The organism is Vibrio viridaestus, assembly GCF_003856525.1.
In the GTDB taxonomy this organism is placed as follows: Bacteria; Pseudomonadota; Gammaproteobacteria; order Enterobacterales; family Vibrionaceae; genus Vibrio; species Vibrio viridaestus.
In genome coordinates this window covers 17,808-38,940 of record NZ_RJVQ01000006.1, presented here as the reverse complement: position 1 = coordinate 38,940, position 21,133 = coordinate 17,808, and the positions used below count along the sequence as shown (strand labels likewise).

Here is a 21,133-nt window from a genome sequence, read left to right as displayed (position 1 = left end):
CCATTTCATATAGTTAACGTTACTGATGTTAGCATTATGTGGGGTAAATATGTCAACTTAATAAACATCTACTGACTATCGCGCAAAAGCCAAGTGACGAGCGCTGTTAATTTAGTCAAATTCATCTCACTTTATTCTGCTGTCGACTTGGCGCTTTAACCCGAGTTGAACTAAATTCTCATTGAACGTTCCGTGACATTCTTTAATTAAACCGTTTATTGGGAAAACCCATATGAGAAATTTTAAGCTAAGTCATATTTTGGCCTTTGGCTTTATTGTTCCAATAGTAGCCCTGGTCGCCTTACTCATTATTTCAATGAGACAAATGACCATAATCAATGATCAATCAACTATTATATCAGACAACTGGTTGCCCTCAGTTCGCCTCGTAGAAAGGCTTAATACCCAAACAGCCGATCTGAGAAATAATGAAGCGGTCCATATCATTTCGACAAATGCGCAAGAAATTGCCAAAGCAGATAGTACAATCACCCAAGTCAAAACCAGTATTGATAAGACCATAGCGTCGTACAAAAAGCTGATCTCCAGTAATGAGGAGAGCAGCCTTATGAATCAATTCGAGCGTGACTATCAAAGCTATTTGTCTATTCAAGAGTCACTGTTAACCCTATCGAGAGAGAATAAAGACGAGGAAGCAAAGGAGCTGTTTCTAGGACAATCTCTAGATGCGTATAATCAATACTCAGACGTGTTACTCAATCTATCAGAGTTAAACAGTCGTTCAGCCAAAGAGGCCAGTTTATATGGTGACGTGGTATATGGAGAATCAAAAAATATTCTGATTATTTCCGTTATTGCGGCTGCGATTATTGTTCTGGGCATCGCGTTTGTTATCTCTCGCTACCTTACATCAGCGATTCAAACCATACAAAATGCGATTATCGCGATGTCACAAGGTGACCTACGCACAACGTTAGAGCCAATGGGTAACAACGAAATAGGAATCCTGGCAGAAAACTTCAATACATCATCGAAACAATTCCATACCATAACCACGAAGTTGACTTCCGTAGCAGATATCGTCAATCAAAACTCCCTGACTCTTGAAAATACAATGAGTCAAACTGGGCACAACTCCCAAGAAATGCTGGCTCAAGTCGAAATGGTAGCGACAGCAATAACGGAAATGGCCAGCGCAGCAGCCGAAATCAGTCAAAATGCGTCGATGGCCAAGAGCTCAGCTAATGATGCCCTTGATAGTGTTAAGCAGGGTTATAAATCGATTGAGCAATCTAATAGTATTGCCACAAAAATAGAGTCCTCCATGGAAGAGTCTGCTGCGCTGGTAAATACGCTCAAGGCTCACTCGACAGAAATTGGAGCTGTTATCGACGTAATAAACGGTATCTCGGAACAGACAAACCTACTGGCGCTCAATGCAGCTATCGAGGCAGCTCGAGCTGGCGAGCAGGGACGTGGATTCGCAGTCGTAGCCGATGAGGTACGAACGTTGGCGGCTAAAACTCAAAAATCGACAGTGGATATCAAAGACATTATAACCAAACTACAAGAGCAGGCAGAACAAGCCGACCACTACATGCAATCGAATTTATCACTGGTAAATGAATCGCAAAAAATGGTTGAATTGGTAAGCAAGTCATTCTCTCATATTGCGGATGCTGTTAACTCGATTTCGGATATGAATAATCTTGTTGCGACTGCCTCAAATGAACAAACCAGTGTCACTGACGAAATTTCAAAAAATATCGCCACTTCCGTTGATATGGTGAATCTAAACGTCGCAGCTATTGATGAGGTCACGTCAGTAACCCGTTCATTAAGTAAAAACGCTGACGAGCAGAAAAAACAGTTATCACAATTTAAGATCTAAATAATCTGACTTTCACATAAAACAAAAAAGCGAGCTTACGCTCGCTTTTTTACTTTATAACGATTCAACTAATCCAGTTCATCCATCCAACAAAGGATGATAGCCTCGAGTATCTTCTCATTTGAACGATTCGGATCATCATCAAAGTCTTCAAGATCTAAAATCCATTGATGCAAATCGGTAAATCGAACATTTTTAGGATCGATATCAGGATATTCTTCACTTAGTTCAATAGCGATGTCTCTTGAGTCAGTCCATTTCATTATGTTGCCCCACTTATATTCTAATGATTTTCAGAAGCGAGGTTTAGCGTATATTTAGGAATTTCTACCACTAAATCTTCATCTGTCACTTTAGCCTGGCACCCTAAACGAGACTCTGGCTCTAAGCCCCAAGCCTTATCTAGCATGTCTTCTTCCAATTCATCACTCTCGTCAAGTGAGTCGAAGCCTTCGCGTACGATCACGTGACACGTGGTACAAGCACACGACTTTTCACAAGCATGTTCAATTCCAATACCGTTTTTTAGTGCAACATCCAGAATCGTCTCGCCTTTTTGGGCTTCAAGGACCGCACCTTCTGGACAAAGGTCATCATGCGGTAAAACAATAATTTTTGGCATACTGGCTTTCTCTACTTGTTATATATCATTTACAGACTGACCAGACAGAGCAGCACGAATGGATTTATCCATACGACGTGATGCAAACTCCTGACTTGCTTTGTCTGTATCTTTAATTCCTTGCTCAATTGCATCCGCATTATCTCCATTTCTGAGCTCAATCAAAGCTTCGATGGATTTTATTAATGCTTGACGCTCTTCTTCGCTAAGTAACTCATCGCCATCGGCTTGCATAGCAGCAATTAAACCTTCAATGACACGGTCAGCTTCAACTCGTTGTTCGACCAAAGCTCTCGCCTTCATATCATCTTCAGCATGCGACATAGAGTCTTTAAGCATATTAGCGACTTCGTCATCACTTAAACCATAGGATGGTTTAACCTGAATCTCTGCATGTACTCCGGTGCTTTTTTCCATTGCTGTGACAGACAACAATCCATCGGCATCAACTTGATAGGTAACACGAATGTGCGCAGCACCTGCGGCCATTGGTGGAATACCTTTTAACGCAAAACGAGCAAGAGAACGACAATCGTCAACAAGCTCCCGTTCACCTTGAACGGTATGAACTGTCATTGCAGTTTGGCCATCTTTAAACGTGGTAAACTCCTGTGCTCTCGCCACTGGAATCGTCGTGTTACGAGGAATAATTTTTTCAACCAAACCACCCATCGTTTCAATTCCTAATGAAAGAGGAATAACGTCCAGTAATAGCATCTCGCTATCGGGTTTATTACCAGCAAGGATATCCGCTTGAATAGCCGCACCTATAGCTACCACCTCATCAGGATTGATACTGGTCAATGGTGTTTTACCAAAAAATTCACCCACCATTTCACGTACATAACGAGTTCGTGTGGAACCACCAACCATCACTACTTCCATCACTTCATCGGCATCCACTTCCGCATCTTTTAAAGCCCGGCGACATGACATCAATGTCTTCTTAACCAAAGGCTGAATAAGTTGATCAAGCTGCGCCTTTGTTAGGCTACCACGCCAACCGAGAACTTCTATTTCAGCTTCGTCTTGATCAGAAAGAGCGATCTTAGCTGCCGTAGAGGCATCAAGTAACATTCGATATTGCTCAGCAGATAGCTTATCTTCTATACCCGCCTGTTCTTTGATGTAGTCAGCAATCAAATGGTCAAAATCATCACCGCCTAGCGCTGAATCACCACCCGTTGCCATGACCTCAAACACACCTTTGGACAAACGTAAAATTGAAATATCAAACGTACCGCCACCTAGGTCATAAACGGCAATTACGCCTTCTTTGCCGGAATCCAACCCATAAGCGATAGCCGCTGCGGTTGGCTCATTGAGTAATCTCAATACATGCAGTCCAGCAAGGCGCGCGGCATCTTTTGTACTCGCTCTTTGGGCATCATCAAAATAAGCAGGAACCGTGATAACCACTCCCGCTAACTCACCGCCAAGACTATCTGATGCACGCTTACCGAGGCTTTTAAGAATATCGGCTGAAACCTGGACTGGATTTTTATCACCACCAGCAGTTTGTAAAATAGGTAACCCATTGTCACTCGCTTTAAAGTGATATGGCATATTAGGGTAGCGTTGTTGAATGTCCTCTAGAGAACGACCAATCAAGCGTTTCACAGAAATAATGGTATTTTCAGGATCTGTCTGAGCGAGCTGGCGAGCGGTATCCCCTACCAAAACATTCTCGTTACCATAGTTCACGACAGAAGGAACAATACTACGCTGGTTTTCCGCTAATGTTTCGGCCTTACCACTTCTGACTGTGGCGACCAACGAGTTTGTCGTACCCAAATCGATACCGGCAGCGAGTTTGTGCTCATGAGGAGCTGAACTCTGACCCGGCTCTGCTATTTGAAGTAATGCCATTACAACTTCCTTTCTATTTGAATCAGCTCAGGAGCTTATCTTCTACTCGAGCTATTTCATTCTTTAATTTTGCAATGAATTTTAATTTGCGAACGGTGATTGCAGCCGTTTCCCAATGCGCCTGTTCAAGCTCGGTTTCAACCTGTTGAATGAGCTCTTTGTATAACTTCGCAACTTTAGCATCAAAGTCGAAAAGCGCGCTTTCTATATCACTGCTTGATTCAATCTCTTCCAGCTCTTCGCGTAATTCCATTTGCTGCATTAAGAATTCAGGATCCTGCATCGTTTGCTGTTCGTCGCGAATATCAACACCATTCAGTGATAAGAGATACTCGGTGCGGGAAATAGGATTTTTCAGGATCTGAAACGCATCGTTAATTTCGGATGCTTTTTGAATAGCAGTCAAACGTTCACGTTCTGTACCCGACGCAAAGTTGTCTGGGTGAAAACGTTTTTGTAACACGCGAAACTGAGAAGAAAGAAGGCTACCATCCACAGAAAATTGTGTTGGTAGCCCAAATAATTCGAAATAATTCATGTCGATAATAGCCTTAATCTGTGGCTCTCAAATCGGATCACGTTGACGATATAAATCGTTAAACGTTGAAGCTTTCGCCACAACCACACTCGCTTTTCACATTTGGGTTGTTAAATTCAAAGCCTTCATTTAAACCTTGTTTAACGTAGTCAAGCTGAGTGCCGTCGAGATAGACTAAGCTTTTTGGGTCGACAATAATTTTGACACCGCGCTCTTCGAACACATGATCTTCTTCGTTAAGCTCGTCAACGAATTCTAAAACGTATGCCATACCAGAGCAGCCCGTGGTTTTAACACCAAGGCGTAAGCCAAGTCCTTTTCCACGATTATCTAAAAAGGCTTTAACACGCTCTGCTGCGGGTTCACTTAAAGAAATGGCCATACTTAAAAACCTTATGTACAAAAACTGTTAATGAGAAGGACGCTAAAATTGCATCCTTCCATTCTAACCGATTACTGGTGCTTTTTCTTGTAGTCTGCAACAGCTGCTTTGATTGCATCTTCAGCAAGAATTGAACAGTGAACTTTCACTGGAGGCAATTCAAGCTCCTCAGCAATCTCTGCATTCTTGATAGCTGCAGCTTCATCAATCGACTTACCCTTAACCCATTCTGTAACTAGTGAGCTTGAGGCAATCGCACTACCACAGCCATACGTTTTGAATTTAGCGTCTTCAATAATACCATCTGCTGATACTTTGATTTGCAGTTTCATAACGTCACCACATGCTGGTGCACCTACCATACCGCTACCTACGGTTGGATCTTCTTTATCAAAAGAACCCACGTTACGAGGATTCTCATAATGATCTAATACTTTTTCGCTGTATGCCATGATTTAATACCTCAAATCCTCTACTTCCTTGGAGTGATTAGTGATGAGCCCACTCTACAGAGCCCAAGTCAATCCCTTCTTTATACATATCCCATAGAGGAGACATGTCGCGGAGTTTATTAACCGCTACGCAGATTTGTTCTGCTACGTAGTCGATCTCTTCTTCAGTCGTGTAACGACCAAATGAGAAACGGATAGAACTGTGTGCCAGCTCATCATCCAGACCTAATGCACGCAATACATATGAAGGCTCTAGACTTGCAGATGTACACGCACTGCCTGATGATACAGCCAGATCTTTCAGTGACATAAGCAAAGATTCACCCTCAACAAAAGCAAAGCTAATGTTCAAGTTTTGCGGCAGACGTTGCTCTAAATCACCATTGATGGTTAAAGCTTCAAGGTCTTTCAAATTGTTTAGCAAGCGATCACGAAGTTGTTTTGCGTGGTCATAATCTTGCTGCATTTCTTCTTTCGCGATACGGAATGCTTCACCCATACCGACGATTTGATGAGTCGCCAAAGTACCAGAGCGGAAACCGCGTTCATGACCACCACCGTGCATTTGCGCTTCAAGGCGAATACGTGGTTTACGACGAACGTACAGGGCACCAATTCCTTTAGGACCATAAATTTTGTGAGCAGAAAGAGAAATTAAGTCTACTTTTAGCTCTTGAACATCGATTGGTAATTTACCTGCAGATTGAGCAGCATCAACATGGAAAATAATTTTGCGTTCACGACACAGCTCACCAATAGCAGCAATATCCTGAATAACACCAATCTCATTGTTCACATGCATGATAGAAACAAGAACTGTGTCGTCACGCATCGCAGATTCAAGCTTGTTCATATCGATTAAGCCATTTGTTTCAGGCTCAAGATAAGTGACTTCGTAACCTTCACGTTCTAACTGACGACAAGTATCCAGAACCGCTTTGTGTTCTGTTTTACACGTAATCACGTGCTTGCCTTTTTTACCGTAGAAGTGAGCCGCACCTTTAATTGCAAGGTTATCCGATTCTGTTGCGCCAGACGTGAAAACAATTTCACGTGGATCCGCGTTCAATAGATTAGCGATATGCTCACGAGCGGTATCAACTGCTTCTTCTGCCTGCCAGCCATAACGGTGCGATCGAGATGCTGGGTTACCGAAAACCCCATCCATTGTCATGTACTGAACCATCTTTTCAGCAACACGAGTATCAACGGGACATGTTGCTGAATAGTCTAAATAAATAGGCAGTTTCATCTTCTACTCCAATGTATAACTTCGCTTCTTACGAGCGAGCACTCAAACCTGCATTTGCCACACTAATTGAGACAGAATTCGTATCATTGTGATTTTGGCGTTGGCCAATAGCAAGGTCGACATCTTGACGATCTGAAATTTCTAACACTTCGTTATCATTCATTAATTCGCCAAGCGTAATATTATTTAAAAAGTCTGTGATTCGTGAACTTAAATCACGCCACAATGTATGAGTCAAACAGCGAGTACCACCTTGGCAATCACCTTTACCATTACATTTTGTCGCATCAACGGATTCATCAACAGCTGCGATCACTTGACCAACTGAGATAGTAAATGCATCTGCGCCCAAGCGATAACCACCACCGGGACCACGGACACTTGCAACCAGTCCACCTTTGCGTAGTTTCGCAAACAGCTGCTCTAAGTAAGACAATGAGATACCCTGTCTCTCAGAAATATCCGCTAAAGGCACTGGATTTTTTTGTGAATGCAACGCGACATCTAGCATGGCAGTCACAGCATATCTTCCTTTTGAGGTGAGTCTCATAACATTACCCTATCCACATCATTTATGTGGGATCAATTTTCACATACCTGACTATTTTGGTCAAGTATTTATTTGACCAAAATAGTCAGGTATTCATCCTTAAAGAAAACAAGGTTAATTAGAGTCTCTACCGTTTCTTCTCAACCGAAGTTAGTATTCCGCGAAGAATATTGAGCTCCTGAGTTTCTGGGCGCGCTCGATTAAAAAGGCGGCGCATTTTGTTCATCACCTGATTAGGACGGTCCTGCTCAATAAACTCTGTCTTAAGTAACACTTTTTCAAGGTGTGCATAAAACATTTCTAACTCTTCATGACGAGGATACTCTTGCTCGCGAATTTCTGGGTACTGCGAATCAAGCAAGTTTAGATATGCCAAGCGCACATCATAGGAAAGAGTCTGAACCGCCATGGCGAGATTCAATGAGCTATATTCGGGATTAGCTGGGATTGACACATGATAGTGGCAAAGCTGAAGCTCTTCGTTCGTTAATCCGGTTCTTTCTCTACCAAAAACCATTGCAATCTGGCTGGTACGACATTCATCTGCAATTTTCTCACCACACTCGCGCGAGTCAAGCATTGGCCATTCGAGAGAACGAGAGCGAGCACTCGTACCCACAACTAAACTGCACTCTTTAACGGCGTCTTCCAACGTAGCTACGATAGGGGCATTCAGTGCAATTTCACTTGCACCCGCAGAGAGAGCAACAGCCTGGCCATCAACTTCGCATTGAGGATCAACAAGGACCATATTTTTTAGTCCCATCACTTTCATTGCTCTTGCTGCTGAGCCAATATTACCGGAGTGAGAAGTACCAACAAGTACCACTTTTACGTTTTCAAGCATGATGTTTACAATTTAGAATCTCAAGGCAGGGGGGAATACTATCATATTAAGATGCATAAAATAATAATTAGCCTTCTATACATCCGACTAACAGAACATAATTTAACCACTTCCTTTTTAATAAAACTTTGGTATACTCTCGCCCGCTTTTATATTCGTTCTTTAACATCCGTTGGGAAAATCGTATGCATCCAATGCTAAACATCGCTATTCGCGCTGCGCGAAAAGCAGGTAATCATATTGCTAAATCTCTAGAAAACGCTGACAAGATTCAATCAGCTCAAAAAGGCACTAATGATTTCGTTACTAATGTTGATAAAGAAGCTGAGTCCATCATTATTGATGTGATCAAAACTTCTTATCCAGACCACTCTATCATTGCAGAAGAAAGTGGCGTTATCGACGGAAAAGACTCTGAAGTACAATGGATCATAGACCCACTGGATGGAACAACAAATTTCGTTAAAGGCCTACCACACTTTTCTGTGTCTATCGCTGTTCGCATCAAAGGCAGGACAGAAGTAGCTTGTGTTTATGACCCAATGCTAAACGATCTTTTCACAGCTCAACGTGGTTCAGGCGCGCAATTAAACAACGCTCGCATCCGTATCCAACCAGGTAAAGACCTGAACGGTACAGTATTAGCAACAGGCTTCCCATTTAAACAAAAGCAACATTCCGAATCTTACCTTAAAATTCTTTCGGCTCTATTCACTGAATGTGCGGACTTCCGTCGTGCTGGTTCTGCGGCGTTGGACCTTTGCTACGTTGCTGCTGGTCGTGTTGATGGCTACTTTGAATTAGGCCTAAAGCCTTGGGATATGGCTGCGGGGGAACTGATTGCTCGTGAAGCAGGCGTCATCGTTACCGATTTTTCTGGCGGCACTGATTACATGAAATCAGGTAATATTGTGGCATCTAGCCCACGTCTAGTGAAATCAATGCTTAAACATATCCGTGAAAATGGAAACGAAGCAATCATCAAATAATTGCTTAATTCAATAAAAAACCGCTGACATGTCAGCGGTTTTTTTTATCACAAATCCGACAAATGCCTATGGCATACTGTCAAACTCTGCGCCTTCTTTCTCAACTTGTGGTGGCATTAGATGCTCACGAGTAATGCCCAGTTTGAGTGCTAACGCTGAAGCCACATAAATCGAAGAGTATGTACCTACTGTAATACCAAGTAGTAACGCTAATGCAAATCCGTGAATCATCGCGCCGCCATTAACAAACAGTGCAATTACTACGAATAAGGTAGTACCAGACGTAATTAAAGTACGACTCAACGTTTGAGTAATTGAGTTGTCCATAATATCTGCAGGTTCACCCTTACGCATTTTACGGAAGTTTTCCCTGATACGGTCAAATACCACAATGGTATCGTTAAGAGAGTAACCCACAACCGTAAGCAATGCTGCAACGATGGTTAAATCTACTTCAATTTGTAAAAAGGAAAATACGCCTAAAGTAATAGTAACGTCATGTGCTAACGCAAGTACCGCACCAGCTGACAAACGCCACTGGAACCGCATTGAAACGTAAAGCAAGATACAGATCAACGATACGATAATAGCCATACCACCCGCTTCGGCCAGTTCGTCACCTACACTAGGACCGACAAACTCAATACGGCGCATTTCAACACTTTGCCCCGTTCCGGTTTTGATTGCACTGATAATCTGGTTGCCTAACACTTCACCTGCAACGTTATCACGCGGGCGAAGACGAACCATTACCTCACGAGTAGAACCGAAGTTTTGTACTGTAGCATCATCAAATCCCTTGTCAGAAAGCGCTGTGCGAACTTTTTCTAGATTTGCTGGCTGCTCGAACCCGACTTCGATTAACGTACCACCAGTAAAATCCAAACCAAAATTAAGACCTTTAACTGCAAGCGTGCCGATTGAAGCGACAATCATTAATAACGAGAATGCGAAAGCAAACTTCGACCAGCGCATAAACTGAATCGTGCCACTGGTTTTCAAAATTTGAAACATACGTTTGCCTCCTTAAATCGATAACTTACTAATACGTTTACCACCATAAAGGAGGTTCACGATACAACGTGTACCCACAATAGCGGTGAACATAGAAGTTAAAATACCGATGGAAAGTGTTACTGCGAACCCTTTTATCGCCCCCGTACCGACAGCAAATAGGATAATTGCTGTAATTAACGTGGTGATGTTCGCATCGGCAATGGTGCTAAACGCATTTGCATAACCCTGATGTATCGCTTGTTGCGGGTTACGGCCATCACGAATTTCTTCACGAATACGTTCAAATATCAGAACGTTGGCATCAACCGCCATACCGACCGTAAGTACGATACCTGCAATACCGGGTAGCGTCATCGTTGCTCCAGGGATTAAAGACATCACACCAACAATCATAACTAGGTTTGCAATAAGAGCGATATCAGCGATAAGACCGAACTTACGATAGTACAGCAGCGTAAAGATCATAACAGCCACAAGCCCCCAGACACATGCCTGAACACCCATATCGATGTTTTGTTGTCCCATTGATGGACCAATAGTTCTTTCTTCGACGATAGAAATCGGTGCAATCAGGGCGCCGGCACGAAGTAACAATGCTAGGTTATGTGCTTCAGCTGTTGAATCAATACCGGTAATACGGAAGTTACGGCCTAGCGCAGACTGAATCGTCGCCTGGTTGATAACTTCTTCATGCTTAGTAAGAATAACTTTGCCTTCTGCATTTTTACGACCACTGTCTTTGTACTCAGCAAATACAGTCGCCATTAGCTTACCGATATTTTTTTGCGAGAACGCTGACATTTTGCTACCACCTTCACTATCTAGTGAGATGTTAACTTGTGGGCGTCCATACTCGTCAGTGCTTGAACTTGCATCCGTAATACTAGAACCACCAAGAATAACGCGTTTTTTCAGTACAACAGGGCGTTCCTGACGATCAAGTTTGACTTCTGTTCCAGGTGGAACTCGACCAGCCGCAGCGGCAGAAGCATCGACACTAGTATCCACTTCACGGAACTCAAGAGTGGCAGTTGCACCAAGGATTTCTTTAGCTCGCGCTGTATCTTGTACGCCAGGCAATTCAACCACAATACGACTTGCACCCTGACGTTGAACCAACGGTTCGGCAACACCAAGCTCGTTAACACGATTACGTAAAATAGTGATATTTTGCTCTACCGCATAATTACGAATTTCTTGTAAGCGAGTCTCAGTAAAACTAGCGACCAAACTATATCGGCCATTGTTCTCCTGAGCGTTGAACGTCATGTCATTGTGTTTAGAGCGAAGAATATCCAAAGCTTGATTAGCTTGCTCTTCATCTTTAAGTACAACTTCAATCGCATGATTATCTGTTGTTTTAATCGCTCGGTAACGTAATTTCTCTTCACGTAGCTCAGAGCGGAAAGACTCTTCTTCCTGACCGATAAGCTTTTCCATCGCGGCATCCATGTCCACTTCCATGAGGAAGTGCACACCACCACGAAGATCAAGACCAAGCTTCATTGGTGAGGCCCCGATTGACTGAAGCCATGAAGGGGTCGATGGCGCTAGATTCAATGCCACAATGGAGTTGTTGTCCAGAGCAGTATTAATTACGTCTCGAGCAGTAATTTGTGTATCCGTATCTTTAAAGCGAACGAGAATAGACCCGTTTTCTAAGGCTGCGGATTTAAAAGGAATTTGCTCTTTTTTAAGAGCAGTAGTGACAGTATCCAGCGTAGACATTTCAACAGAGGCGCCACGCGCCCCTGTTATTTGAACAGCCGGATCTTCACCGTAGATATTCGGAAGAGCATACAATGCACAAATGGCGATAAGACACACCACCATTAAATACTTCCACAAAGGATATCGGTTTAACACAGCGAGGATCCTATAGCTGTTTTATAGAGATTTCAGCGTACCTTTTGGTAGCACTGCTGTAATAAAGTCTTTTTTAATGACAACTTCATTATTTGGATTAAGTTCGATTGCAATGAAAGCATTGTCTTCAGAGATTTTTGTAATCTTACCAACAAGGCCACCATTTGTTAGAACTTCGTCCCCTTTTGACATCGATGACATCAGGTTCTTGTGCTCTTTCTGGCGTTTCGCCTGTGGACGATAGATCATGAAATAGAATATGACAGCAAACACTGCCAACATAATTGCCATTTCAAAACCACCGCCCTGTTGGGCACCTGAGCCCGCAGCGTGGGCAACTGAAATTAAACTCATCGAGAAACGTCCTCTAAGTTATTGTTGTTTAGTTGTATCAATCAATTGGGTTAAAGTGACGAAAAATCAAGAACACGTCATCATTTTCATCACCTTTCCCCGACTATTTTTTCAGTGGTGGAACTTCACGGTCACGACGAGCGTAAAACTCTTCCACAAACTGGTCAAAGCGGTCTTCTTCAATCGCTTGACGAATACTAGCCATTAGACGTTGATAATAACGTAAATTATGGATGGTATTTAATCTCGCACCCAGAATTTCATTACAACGGTCTAAATGGTGTAAATACGACTTGGAGTAGTTTTTACATGTATAGCAATCGCAATGCGGATCCAATGGTGTTGTATCTGTTTTGTGCTTAGCGTTACGAATTTTCACCACGCCACCTGTGACAAACAAGTGTCCGTTACGCGCATTTCGTGTTGGCATCACACAATCGAACATATCAATCCCGCGACGTACACCTTCTACTAAATCTTCTGGTTTGCCAACCCCCATTAAGTAACGAGGTTTGTCTTTAGGAAGCTGAGGACAGGTATGCTCTAACACTCGATGCATATCGTCTTTAGGTTCCCCAACGGCAAGTCCACCCACAGCATAACCATCAAAACCGATTTCGGTAAGCCCTTTTACTGAAACATCACGTAAGTCTTCAAAAACACCGCCCTGAACAATACCGAATAGTGAGTTAGGATTTTCCAGTTTATCAAAATGCTCTCGAGATCGTTGTGCCCAGCGTAACGACATTTCCATCGACTTTTTCGCTTCATCATGCGTTGCTGGATATGGCGTGCATTCGTCGAAAATCATCACGATGTCAGACCCAAGATCATTCTGAATCTCCATTGACTTTTCTGCATCCATGAAGATTTTTTCACCATTCACAGGGTTACGAAAATGAACTCCTTCTTCAGTGATTTTACGGATATCACCCAGGCTAAACACCTGAAAACCGCCTGAATCAGTCAAAATGGGTCCCTGCCAGTTCATGAAGTCATGCAGGTCTCCATGCATCTTCATCACTTCCTGACCAGGACGTAGCCATAGATGGAAGGTATTCCCTAAAATAATTTCGGCACCCGTATCTTTCACTTCTTCTGGTGTCATACCTTTTACTGTGCCATATGTCCCTACAGGCATGAATACCGGAGTCTGAACAGTACCTCGTTCAAAGGTAATCTGTCCACGACGTGCATTCCCATTTGTTTTCTTTAATTCAAACTTTAACTTCACAAAGCCTCCACAGTGCCAGAGAAACAATCTGACGGTCTGATAGTAATCGGTTTTTTAGTTTTCAGTAATCAGTAGTCGACTACCGGACGACTGACTCAATAGTAACCTTTTAAGGTTAGACTTTCTTTTCAATGAACATTGCATCACCGTAACTAAAGAAGCGATATTTCTGCTCCACAGCATGATGATAAGCGTTCATAGTATGCTCGTAACCAGCAAAAGCGCTGACTAGCATAATCAATGTTGACTCGGGTAAATGGAAATTAGTAATCAGACAATCAATAATCTGATATTCATAGCCTGGATAGATAAAAATCTCGGTATCACCGAAAAACGCTTCTAACTCAACACCCTTAGAAATAGCGCTCTGAGCCGCACTTTCTAAAGAACGAACTGATGTCGTTCCAACAGCAATAACTCTACCGCCTCTCGCTTTGGTCTCTTTTATTGCATCTACCACGTCTTGTGATACTTCGACATATTCTGAGTGCATGTGATGATTTTCAACATCTTCAACACGCACTGGCTGAAATGTTCCCGCTCCCACATGAAGAGTCACATAGGCGAGCTGAACGCCTTTTTTTTCAATCTGTTCAATCAATGGCTTATCGAAGTGCAAACCTGCAGTTGGCGCCGCGACAGCACCAGGCTTTTCACCATAAACAGTCTGATAACGTTCTTTATCCGCATCTTCATCTGGGCGGTCAATATAAGGAGGCAACGGCATATGACCGATATCGTTCAGTATGTCCAATACCACTTTTGCGTTTTCAAAACGAATTTCAAACAACGCATCATGACGGGCTACCATTGTGGCAGGATACTGATCATCATCACCTAAAAACAGGTCAGCCCCCGGTTTTGGTGGTTTAGACGAACGAACATGAGCAAGTATTGAGTGCTCGTCCAACATTCGCTCGACCAACACTTCAATCTTACCGCCAGACGCTTTACGCCCGAACATCCTAGCAGGAATGACTCGAGTGTTATTAAAGACCAGAAGATCGCCTGGCTGAACAATATCCAATACATCTTTGAACGTACGGTCCGTCAACTCACCAGTCTTACCATCCAACTGTAAAAGTCGGCTAGCAGTGCGTTCTTCTTTGGGATAACGAGCGATGAGCTCATTGGGTAAATCGAAGTGAAAATCTGAAACATGCATAATTTGGGTCTAACTTTTTTCTGATGTCATCATAAGCAGCGCGCTAGTATATACTCAAGTCACACTAAGATACAGCTTATGATCTGTTCGGCTACTCGCCATCCCCAGAGCAATACCTTTTAATAATAAATTCGGATTTTTCATTAAAAAAGCTGATGACTTCGCACCTTTTTAGGCAATTCCAAACTACATTGAAATTGAAAACATAATAATGATTCGTAAACACTAATTGCATTCGAATCTTCAGTTTTACGACTTAGATTCTTCGTTAAATATGATGAAGGAGACGATTATGATTAAAGTCGAAGACATGATGACACGTCATCCCCATACACTATCGGCTACGGATACTATTCGTAAAGCCAGTTTACTCATGCGTAAACATGATATACATCATCTGCCAATCATTGATGAAGCCGATCAATTGTTAGGTGTCGTCTCCCAAAGAGATATCCTCAGCGCTCAGGAATCCAGTCTGAGCCAGCCGATATCTCAGGATGACACTATGTCTAATCCATTGATGACCATCATGCATAAAGACGTAATGACGGTTTCCCCAAAAGCTGGCTTAAAAGAAAGTGCACTCTATATGCAAAAACACAGTGTTGGTTGCTTGCCCGTTGTGGATCATACACGCCTTGTGGGTATTATCACTGACAGTGACTTTGTAACCATTGCCATTAACCTGCTTGAAATTCAGGAAGAGGTTGAACCAGACGAAATAACTGACGATGGGGATAATGATTTTTAAACTCATGAATAGTGCGGGCTAATTACCCGCACTAAAGACAGTGATGAACTAAAACTGATCTTCCTCAGTCGAACCTTTTAACGCGGTAACCGAAGATTTACCACCCTGAATAATGTTAGTCATACGGTCAAAGTATCCAGTTCCCACTTCTTGCTGGTGAGCAACAAATGTATAACCACGTTCCGCAGCTTCAAACTCAGGTCGTTGAACTTTCTCAACATAATGGCGCATACCCTCTCCCTGTGCATAGGAGTGAGCTAGGTCGAACATGTTGTACCACATGTTGTGTATACCCGCTAAGGTAATAAACTGATACTTATAACCCATATCAGACAGTTCTTGTTGGAACTTCGCAATAGTATGCGCGTCGAGATTTTTCTCCCAATTGAAGGAAGGGGAGCAGTTATATGCCAGTAATTGTTCAGGATGCTCTGCCAAAATAGCCTCAGCAAACTTACGAGCTTCATCCAAATCTGGCTTGGCTGTTTCGCACCAGACTAAATCAGCATAAGGTGCATAAGCAAGACCACGAGCAATCGCCTGATCAATTCCAGCCCTCACTTTGTAAAATCCCTCAGCAGTACGTTCACCAACAATAAAATCATGATCGTACGGGTCCGCATCAGAAGTCATTAAATCAGCAGCATTCGCATCAGTTCGAGCAACAACTAGTGTTGTCGTCCCAGCAACATCGGCGGCAAGGCGAGCTGCAATCAATTTTTGTACCGCTTCCTGAGTAGGGACTAAAACTTTTCCGCCCATGTGGCCACACTTTTTCACTGACGCAAGTTGGTCTTCAAAATGCACCCCCGCAGCTCCTACTTCAATCATCCGTTTCATCAGTTCATAAGCATTTAAAACACCACCAAAACCGGCTTCAGCGTCTGCGACAATTGGTAGGAAGTAGTCGATGGCTTTGGGATCATTTAAATCGATCCCACTTGCCCACTGAATTTGGTCCGCTCTGCGAAACGAATTATTAATTCTTTCGACGACTTCAGGAACAGAATCGACAGGATACAATGACTGATCAGGATACATAGAACAAGCCGTATTGTTGTCTGCAGCAACCTGCCAACCAGATAGGTAGATGGCTTCTAATCCAGCCTTAGCCTGTTGAACAGCCTGTCCACCAGTGAGTGCACCAAGACAATTGACATAACCTTTCTTGGCTGTTCCATTCACTAGGCTCCACAGTTTATCAGCACCTCTTTGCGCTAATGTATGTTCTGGCATAACAGAACCTCTAAGCGAAACAACTTCTTCCGCAGTGTAGGTTCTCCTGACATTTTTCCAACGAGGATTAGTTGCCCAATCATTCTCTAATGCCTGAATTTGCTCTTGACGGTTCATTGTCATTTTTCTGTCCCTCATGTTGACTGAGTTTGCACTCAGTGAAGTCAGTTATCACGTTTTGGATTAAAATTATTATTCAAGGTATTCATAACCCGGTACGGTTAAGAAATCGTTTAATTTCTTACTGGTCGTTAGCTCTTGCATTAATTTCGCCGCTTGTTCAAAACGTCCATTGGCAAAACGTTCATCTCCGACTTCCTGCTTAACTACCATTACTTCTTCTGCTAGAAATTGTTCAAAAAGCTCGTTAGTAATTAACATGCCATTGCTAAGATGCTGGCCATGCTTTATCCATTGCCAAATCGAGGTTCTTGAAATCTCAGCTGTTGCGGCATCCTCCATTAATCCGTAAATAGGGACGCAGCCGTTACCAGAAATCCAAGATTCAATGTATTGCAACGCAACACGAATGTTGTGTCTCATACCATGTTCTGTTTTTTCGCCAGGACAGGCTTCAAGCAAGTCCTCAGCCAAAACAGGGGCGTCACTCAAACGCTTCACATCTAGCTGATTTTTACGCTCGCCCAACACCTGACTAAATACCTGCATAGCAGTGTCTGCCAATCCTGGATGAGCAACCCAAGTTCCATCGTGTCCATTTTTGGCTTCCAAGGACTTATCTTGATGGATTTTCTCGAGTACCAGCTTGTTTTGCTCTGGATCTTTACTCGGAATAAACGCAGCCATTCCCCCCATAGCAAACGCACCACGACGATGACAAGTCCTCACTAAAAGTCGGGAATACGCATTTAAAAAGGGCTTGTCCATGGTGACAGCTTGGCGATCAGGCAGAACTCTATCTTCATGTTCCTTCAAGGTTTTGATATAACTAAAGATGTAGTCCCATCGACCACAATTTAGGCCGACAATATGCTCTTTCAGTGAGAAAAGAATTTCATCCATTTGAAACACAGCTGGAAGGGTTTCGATTAATACCGTCGCTTTAATTGTCCCGGTATCCAGTCCGAAATATTCTTCTGTAAAATGAAATACATCACTCCACCACAGAGCTTCATGAAATGACTGCAATTTAGGTAGGTAGAAGTACGGTCCGCTTCCGCGTGACAATAATTCGCGATAGTTATTGAAAAAGTAGAACGCAAAATCAAATAAAGCGCCGGGAATTTCCTGTCCATCAAACGTCACATGCTTCTCATAAAGATGCAGCCCGCGAACTCGGCAAATAAGTACTGCCGGGTCATCGCACAAGTTGTAATGTTTGCCTATCTGAGGATTTTGATAACTGATAGTTCGGTTTACGGCATCACGGAGGTTAACCTGACCGTCTAATAGAGCAGTCCAGCTCGGAGACAATGAATCTTCAAAGTCCGCCATAAATACCTTCACATTGGCGTTGAGCGCATTGATGACCATTTTTCTTTCTGTTGGACCGGTGATCTCAACACGACGATCCTGTAAGTCTTTAGGGATACCTAGTATCTTCCAGCTCCCTTCCCGGATATCTTTCGTTTCTTCCAGAAAATCCGGTAATGTCCCCTGATCGACTTTATGCTGAAATTTTTGTCGCTCAACCAGCAGCCCACTGACTTTTGGAGCAAATCGAGAGCACAGTTCGGCTAAAAATGCCGTTGCTTCTTCACTGATAACTTGCCTATGTAAATCGCTCATTGGTGCCATGATTCGCAAGCGGCTTAACGTCTCATGATTATGATACTGAGGCTGAGCAGAGCACTCTGCCGTTACATTTTCCATCATTCTAAACCTCTTCTTCCATTTGTAACTTTAAAACAACAAACGATGCTGGAATGCATTTCATTTTTGGTCTTTGTCGTTAGCGTATGGATGGATTAAAGGATGGTTTTGAGAGAAAAAGTATTAGACATAAGTCTATATGAAACAGTAGATTTCGCTTAAAAATTTTAGGATAAATGAAAATTGATAAGACTATAGATTAGTAAAATAGGTAAGGTTAGAAAAATAACGCATTTCAATGGTTGTAATTTAATTTCGTAATTTTTAAATAATGAATTTTACAAGGATAATTTCACAACTAGCTGAGTAAAAAATTAAAGGTACATAAGATCAGGAACTTGGTTGGAATATCAGGCAAAAAGTTCTTCTCACTAAACTTGTAAAATTCACATTGTGAATATTTTTCTTTTTATGAAAAGTTCATGTTTTATACATATCTATCAATAAGAAATAGTAGGCGCCAAAGGCATATTCAGATGCCTTTGGCGCCTACTATTTCGAACATGCCACCACGTTAGACTATTTTCTAAAGCAACTCAGAAACTAAATCTGATAAATGTGAAAAGACTTCACGTCTTGATGAACTAGGCCGCCAAACTAGGCCAATTGAGCGGTAGGCATTTTGACCTGGAGGATCGACGACAACTAAATTCTGATTATCCAATAGTCCATGATCAATCGCCATTTGCGGAATAAATGTCGTACCAAGGCCATTCGCGACCATCTGAACCAGGGTATGCAAACTGGTCGCCATGAAGGGATTAATCTTTTCCTTCGCTGTGAGTTTGCAAGCAGATACCGCATGTTCAGTTAAGCAATGCTCGTTTTCTAACAGGAAGACAGACTCATCAGGCAAATCATCATACGTAATTGGTACTCGTATGTGATTAACCTCATTGCGACTAATCACCATTCTAAATGGGTCCTGCCCTACAATACGACTTTCCATCGTACCTATATCGATAGGTAAGGCTAGAATGAGCACATCCAGTTCACCATTCTTCAGAGCAGATAACAGATTTGCAGTCGTATCCTCACGCAACAATAAGTGAAGATTTGGATAGCGAATATTCACTTCCTGAACGAGGTCTCCGAGAAGAAAAGGAGCAATCGTCGGAATACAACCCAACTTAACTTGCCCTTCCATTAAATCGCCCTGACAAAATTTCCCCAGTTCCACAAGGTCTTGCCCTTTAGCTAATAATTCTCTACCCTGTTTTACGACTTGCTCTCCAGCATGAGTAAAAACAAGAGGGCTCTTTTTGTCTTTCTTCTCATAGAGAGGGCAGCCGATCATCTCTTCAAGGTTTTGTACTCCCTTACTTAACGTTGACTGGCTAACATAGCAACGCTCTGCCGCTTCACTAAAATGACGGGTTTCGTACAGGGTAACCAGATAATGGATTTGTTTTAAACTCGGCCACTTATTCATAGATTTCTTAATAACCTATCCATATTTTGCACTTAATGTAGCATTTACAGGTTAATCGTTTTTTTCGATTAACTTAATCTATTTATTTCACTTTTTTCTATACTACAATGTGTTCTATAGTTTGTCTCGTACAAACACGGACCAAACAAAAATCGCATATGGAATGCGTAAGTTTGGAAGTAAATATAATCATTAGGAGCAAAATAATGGTACTAGTAGGTCGTCAAGCCCCTGATTTTACTGCTGGAGCTGTGCTAGGTAACGGTGAAATCGTAGATAACTTCAACCTAAAAGATTTTATCAAAGGTAAAAAAGCTGTTCTATTCTTCTACCCACTAGACTTCACTTTCGTTTGCCCATCAGAAATCATCGCATTCGACAAACGCCTTGCAGATTTCCAAGAAAAAGGTTGTGAAGTAATCGGTGTTTCAATCGACTCTGTGTTCTCACACAACGCATGGCGTAACACTTCTGTAGACAAAGGCGGTATCGGCGAAGTTAAATACCCTCTAGTTGCAGACACTACTCACGAAGTTGTTGCAGCTTACGACGTGGTTGATCCAAATGGCCCAGGAATTGCACTTCGTGGTTCTTTCCTAATCGACGAAGAAGGCGTAGTACGTCACCAAGTAATCAACGATGGTCCTCTAGGACGTAACATCGACGAAATGCTACGTATGGTTGACGCTCTAGCATTCCACCAAGAGCACGGTGAAGTATGTCCAGCTCAATGGGAAAAAGGCAAATCAGGTATGAAAGCATCTCCAGACGGCGTTGCAGCTTACCTTTCTGAGCACACTGCTGACTTAGATAAAAAATAATAATACTTAGAATCTGTGCTCAACCAGATTCTCGGGTTGGAAAAATAAAGATAACCAGCCAATTAAGTAAA

At 42.5% G+C, this 21,133-nt stretch carries 21 protein-coding genes; 4 read left to right on the top strand and 17 right to left on the bottom strand.

What is annotated here, in order from left to right:
• Positions 1-232: 232 nt before the first annotated feature.
• Entirely contained in the window at positions 233-1,852 is a 1,620-nt protein-coding gene (locus EES38_RS14010) for a methyl-accepting chemotaxis protein (protein ID WP_124937837.1), read from the top strand.
• Between the two features lie 68 nt (positions 1,853-1,920).
• Here the strand turns inward: EES38_RS14010 and iscX are convergent, their stop codons facing one another.
• From iscX to trmJ, 9 genes are all read right to left on the bottom strand, one after another.
• Positions 1,921-2,115, bottom strand: coding sequence for a Fe-S cluster assembly protein IscX (iscX, locus tag EES38_RS14005; protein WP_124937836.1), 195 nt, complete (start codon positions 2,113-2,115; stop codon positions 1,921-1,923).
• A gap of 20 nt (positions 2,116-2,135) precedes the next feature.
• Positions 2,136-2,474: an ISC system 2Fe-2S type ferredoxin gene (gene fdx, locus EES38_RS14000; RefSeq protein WP_124937835.1), complete on the bottom strand. Its 339-nt coding sequence runs from the start codon at positions 2,472-2,474 to the stop codon at positions 2,136-2,138.
• 18 nt (positions 2,475-2,492) lie between these two features.
• Positions 2,493-4,343 carry a Fe-S protein assembly chaperone HscA gene (gene hscA, locus EES38_RS13995; protein WP_124937834.1) on the bottom strand — a complete coding sequence of 617 codons (1,851 nt, stop codon included), beginning with the start codon at positions 4,341-4,343 and terminating at the stop codon, positions 2,493-2,495.
• 22 nt (positions 4,344-4,365) lie between these two features.
• A complete protein-coding gene (gene hscB / locus EES38_RS13990) occupies positions 4,366-4,881 on the bottom strand; it encodes a co-chaperone HscB (protein ID WP_124937833.1) in 516 nt (171 codons plus the stop codon).
• 58 nt (positions 4,882-4,939) lie between these two features.
• Positions 4,940-5,263: an iron-sulfur cluster assembly protein IscA gene (gene iscA, locus EES38_RS13985; RefSeq protein WP_124937832.1), complete on the bottom strand. Its 324-nt coding sequence runs from the start codon at positions 5,261-5,263 to the stop codon at positions 4,940-4,942.
• Between the two features lie 71 nt (positions 5,264-5,334).
• Entirely contained in the window at positions 5,335-5,715 is a 381-nt protein-coding gene (gene iscU, locus EES38_RS13980) for a Fe-S cluster assembly scaffold IscU (protein ID WP_124937831.1), read from the bottom strand.
• 37 nt (positions 5,716-5,752) lie between these two features.
• Complete coding sequence (locus tag EES38_RS13975) at positions 5,753-6,967, bottom strand: IscS subfamily cysteine desulfurase (RefSeq protein ID WP_124937830.1); 1,215 nt, start codon at positions 6,965-6,967, stop codon at positions 5,753-5,755.
• A 28-nt stretch (positions 6,968-6,995) separates the two neighbouring features.
• Positions 6,996-7,517: a Fe-S cluster assembly transcriptional regulator IscR gene (iscR, locus tag EES38_RS13970; protein WP_124937829.1), complete on the bottom strand. Its 522-nt coding sequence runs from the start codon at positions 7,515-7,517 to the stop codon at positions 6,996-6,998.
• 127 nt (positions 7,518-7,644) lie between these two features.
• Positions 7,645-8,364: a tRNA (cytosine(32)/uridine(32)-2'-O)-methyltransferase TrmJ gene (trmJ, locus tag EES38_RS13965; protein WP_124937828.1), complete on the bottom strand. Its 720-nt coding sequence runs from the start codon at positions 8,362-8,364 to the stop codon at positions 7,645-7,647.
• Between the two features lie 185 nt (positions 8,365-8,549).
• On the opposite strand from trmJ, the gene suhB reads away from it, so the two are divergent.
• Positions 8,550-9,353, top strand: coding sequence for an inositol-1-monophosphatase (suhB, locus tag EES38_RS13960; protein ID WP_124937827.1), 804 nt, complete (start codon positions 8,550-8,552; stop codon positions 9,351-9,353).
• 66 nt (positions 9,354-9,419) lie between these two features.
• Here the strand turns inward: suhB and secF are convergent, their stop codons facing one another.
• The 5 genes from secF to queA all read right to left on the bottom strand — a co-directional run bounded on the left by secF (position 9,420) and on the right by queA (position 14,989).
• Complete coding sequence (secF, locus tag EES38_RS13955) at positions 9,420-10,367, bottom strand: protein translocase subunit SecF (RefSeq protein WP_124937826.1); 948 nt, start codon at positions 10,365-10,367, stop codon at positions 9,420-9,422.
• 12 nt (positions 10,368-10,379) lie between these two features.
• The gene (secD, locus tag EES38_RS13950) at positions 10,380-12,236 is read right to left on the bottom strand and encodes a protein translocase subunit SecD (RefSeq protein ID WP_124937825.1); all 1,857 of its coding nucleotides are present in this window, start codon (positions 12,234-12,236) and stop codon (positions 10,380-10,382) included.
• 21 nt (positions 12,237-12,257) lie between these two features.
• On the bottom strand, positions 12,258-12,590 hold the full coding sequence (gene yajC / locus EES38_RS13945; RefSeq protein WP_124937824.1) for a preprotein translocase subunit YajC: 333 nt from the start codon (positions 12,588-12,590) through the stop codon (positions 12,258-12,260).
• A gap of 103 nt (positions 12,591-12,693) precedes the next feature.
• The gene (gene tgt, locus EES38_RS13940; RefSeq protein WP_124937823.1) at positions 12,694-13,824 is read right to left on the bottom strand and encodes a tRNA guanosine(34) transglycosylase Tgt; all 1,131 of its coding nucleotides are present in this window, start codon (positions 13,822-13,824) and stop codon (positions 12,694-12,696) included.
• A gap of 115 nt (positions 13,825-13,939) precedes the next feature.
• Positions 13,940-14,989 (bottom strand): tRNA preQ1(34) S-adenosylmethionine ribosyltransferase-isomerase QueA, encoded by a 1,050-nt coding sequence (gene queA, locus EES38_RS13935; protein ID WP_124937822.1) that lies wholly within the window; start codon positions 14,987-14,989, stop codon positions 13,940-13,942.
• Between the two features lie 292 nt (positions 14,990-15,281).
• On the opposite strand from queA, the gene EES38_RS13930 reads away from it, so the two are divergent.
• On the top strand, positions 15,282-15,740 hold the full coding sequence (locus tag EES38_RS13930; RefSeq protein ID WP_124937821.1) for a CBS domain-containing protein: 459 nt from the start codon (positions 15,282-15,284) through the stop codon (positions 15,738-15,740).
• A gap of 48 nt (positions 15,741-15,788) precedes the next feature.
• On the opposite strand, the gene aceA is transcribed toward EES38_RS13930, so the two are convergent.
• The 3 genes from aceA to EES38_RS13915 all read right to left on the bottom strand — a co-directional run bounded on the left by aceA (position 15,789) and on the right by EES38_RS13915 (position 20,241).
• Positions 15,789-17,099 (bottom strand): isocitrate lyase, encoded by a 1,311-nt coding sequence (gene aceA / locus EES38_RS13925; protein WP_124937820.1) that lies wholly within the window; start codon positions 17,097-17,099, stop codon positions 15,789-15,791.
• A gap of 69 nt (positions 17,100-17,168) precedes the next feature.
• Entirely contained in the window at positions 17,169-18,812 is a 1,644-nt protein-coding gene (gene aceB / locus EES38_RS13920) for a malate synthase A (protein ID WP_166434276.1), read from the bottom strand.
• Positions 18,813-19,335: 523 nt separating this feature from the next.
• Positions 19,336-20,241 (bottom strand): hydrogen peroxide-inducible genes activator, encoded by a 906-nt coding sequence (locus EES38_RS13915; protein ID WP_124937819.1) that lies wholly within the window; start codon positions 20,239-20,241, stop codon positions 19,336-19,338.
• A gap of 206 nt (positions 20,242-20,447) precedes the next feature.
• Here EES38_RS13915 and EES38_RS13910 point away from each other — a divergent pair, with 206 nt between their 5' ends.
• Positions 20,448-21,062, top strand: coding sequence for a peroxiredoxin (locus tag EES38_RS13910; RefSeq protein ID WP_124937818.1), 615 nt, complete (start codon positions 20,448-20,450; stop codon positions 21,060-21,062).
• The last annotated feature ends 71 nt before the right edge of the window (positions 21,063-21,133 follow it).

Bases quoted from the DNA above. Each gene is read 5' to 3' on its own strand.
- aceB (WP_166434276.1), bottom strand. From the start codon at position 18,812: ATGATGGAAAATGTAACGGCAGAGTGCTCTGCTCAGCCTCAGTATCAT.
- EES38_RS14010 (WP_124937837.1), top strand. From the start codon at position 233: ATGAGAAATTTTAAGCTAAGTCATATTTTGGCCTTTGGCTTTATTGTT.
- EES38_RS13915 (WP_124937819.1), bottom strand. From the start codon at position 20,241: ATGAATAAGTGGCCGAGTTTAAAACAAATCCATTATCTGGTTACCCTG.
- trmJ (WP_124937828.1), bottom strand. From the start codon at position 8,364: ATGCTTGAAAACGTAAAAGTGGTACTTGTTGGTACTTCTCACTCCGGT.
- EES38_RS13910 (WP_124937818.1), top strand. From the start codon at position 20,448: ATGGTACTAGTAGGTCGTCAAGCCCCTGATTTTACTGCTGGAGCTGTG.
- queA (WP_124937822.1), bottom strand. From the start codon at position 14,989: ATGCATGTTTCAGATTTTCACTTCGATTTACCCAATGAGCTCATCGCT.
- iscA (WP_124937832.1), bottom strand. From the start codon at position 5,263: ATGGCCATTTCTTTAAGTGAACCCGCAGCAGAGCGTGTTAAAGCCTTT.
- secF (WP_124937826.1), bottom strand. From the start codon at position 10,367: ATGTTTCAAATTTTGAAAACCAGTGGCACGATTCAGTTTATGCGCTGG.
- suhB (WP_124937827.1), top strand. From the start codon at position 8,550: ATGCATCCAATGCTAAACATCGCTATTCGCGCTGCGCGAAAAGCAGGT.
- fdx (WP_124937835.1), bottom strand. From the start codon at position 2,474: ATGCCAAAAATTATTGTTTTACCGCATGATGACCTTTGTCCAGAAGGT.
- yajC (WP_124937824.1), bottom strand. From the start codon at position 12,590: ATGAGTTTAATTTCAGTTGCCCACGCTGCGGGCTCAGGTGCCCAACAG.
- hscB (WP_124937833.1), bottom strand. From the start codon at position 4,881: ATGAATTATTTCGAATTATTTGGGCTACCAACACAATTTTCTGTGGAT.
- EES38_RS13975 (WP_124937830.1), bottom strand. From the start codon at position 6,967: ATGAAACTGCCTATTTATTTAGACTATTCAGCAACATGTCCCGTTGAT.
- iscR (WP_124937829.1), bottom strand. From the start codon at position 7,517: ATGAGACTCACCTCAAAAGGAAGATATGCTGTGACTGCCATGCTAGAT.
- hscA (WP_124937834.1), bottom strand. From the start codon at position 4,343: ATGGCATTACTTCAAATAGCAGAGCCGGGTCAGAGTTCAGCTCCTCAT.
- EES38_RS13930 (WP_124937821.1), top strand. From the start codon at position 15,282: ATGATTAAAGTCGAAGACATGATGACACGTCATCCCCATACACTATCG.
- iscU (WP_124937831.1), bottom strand. From the start codon at position 5,715: ATGGCATACAGCGAAAAAGTATTAGATCATTATGAGAATCCTCGTAAC.
- aceA (WP_124937820.1), bottom strand. From the start codon at position 17,099: ATGACAATGAACCGTCAAGAGCAAATTCAGGCATTAGAGAATGATTGG.
- iscX (WP_124937836.1), bottom strand. From the start codon at position 2,115: ATGAAATGGACTGACTCAAGAGACATCGCTATTGAACTAAGTGAAGAA.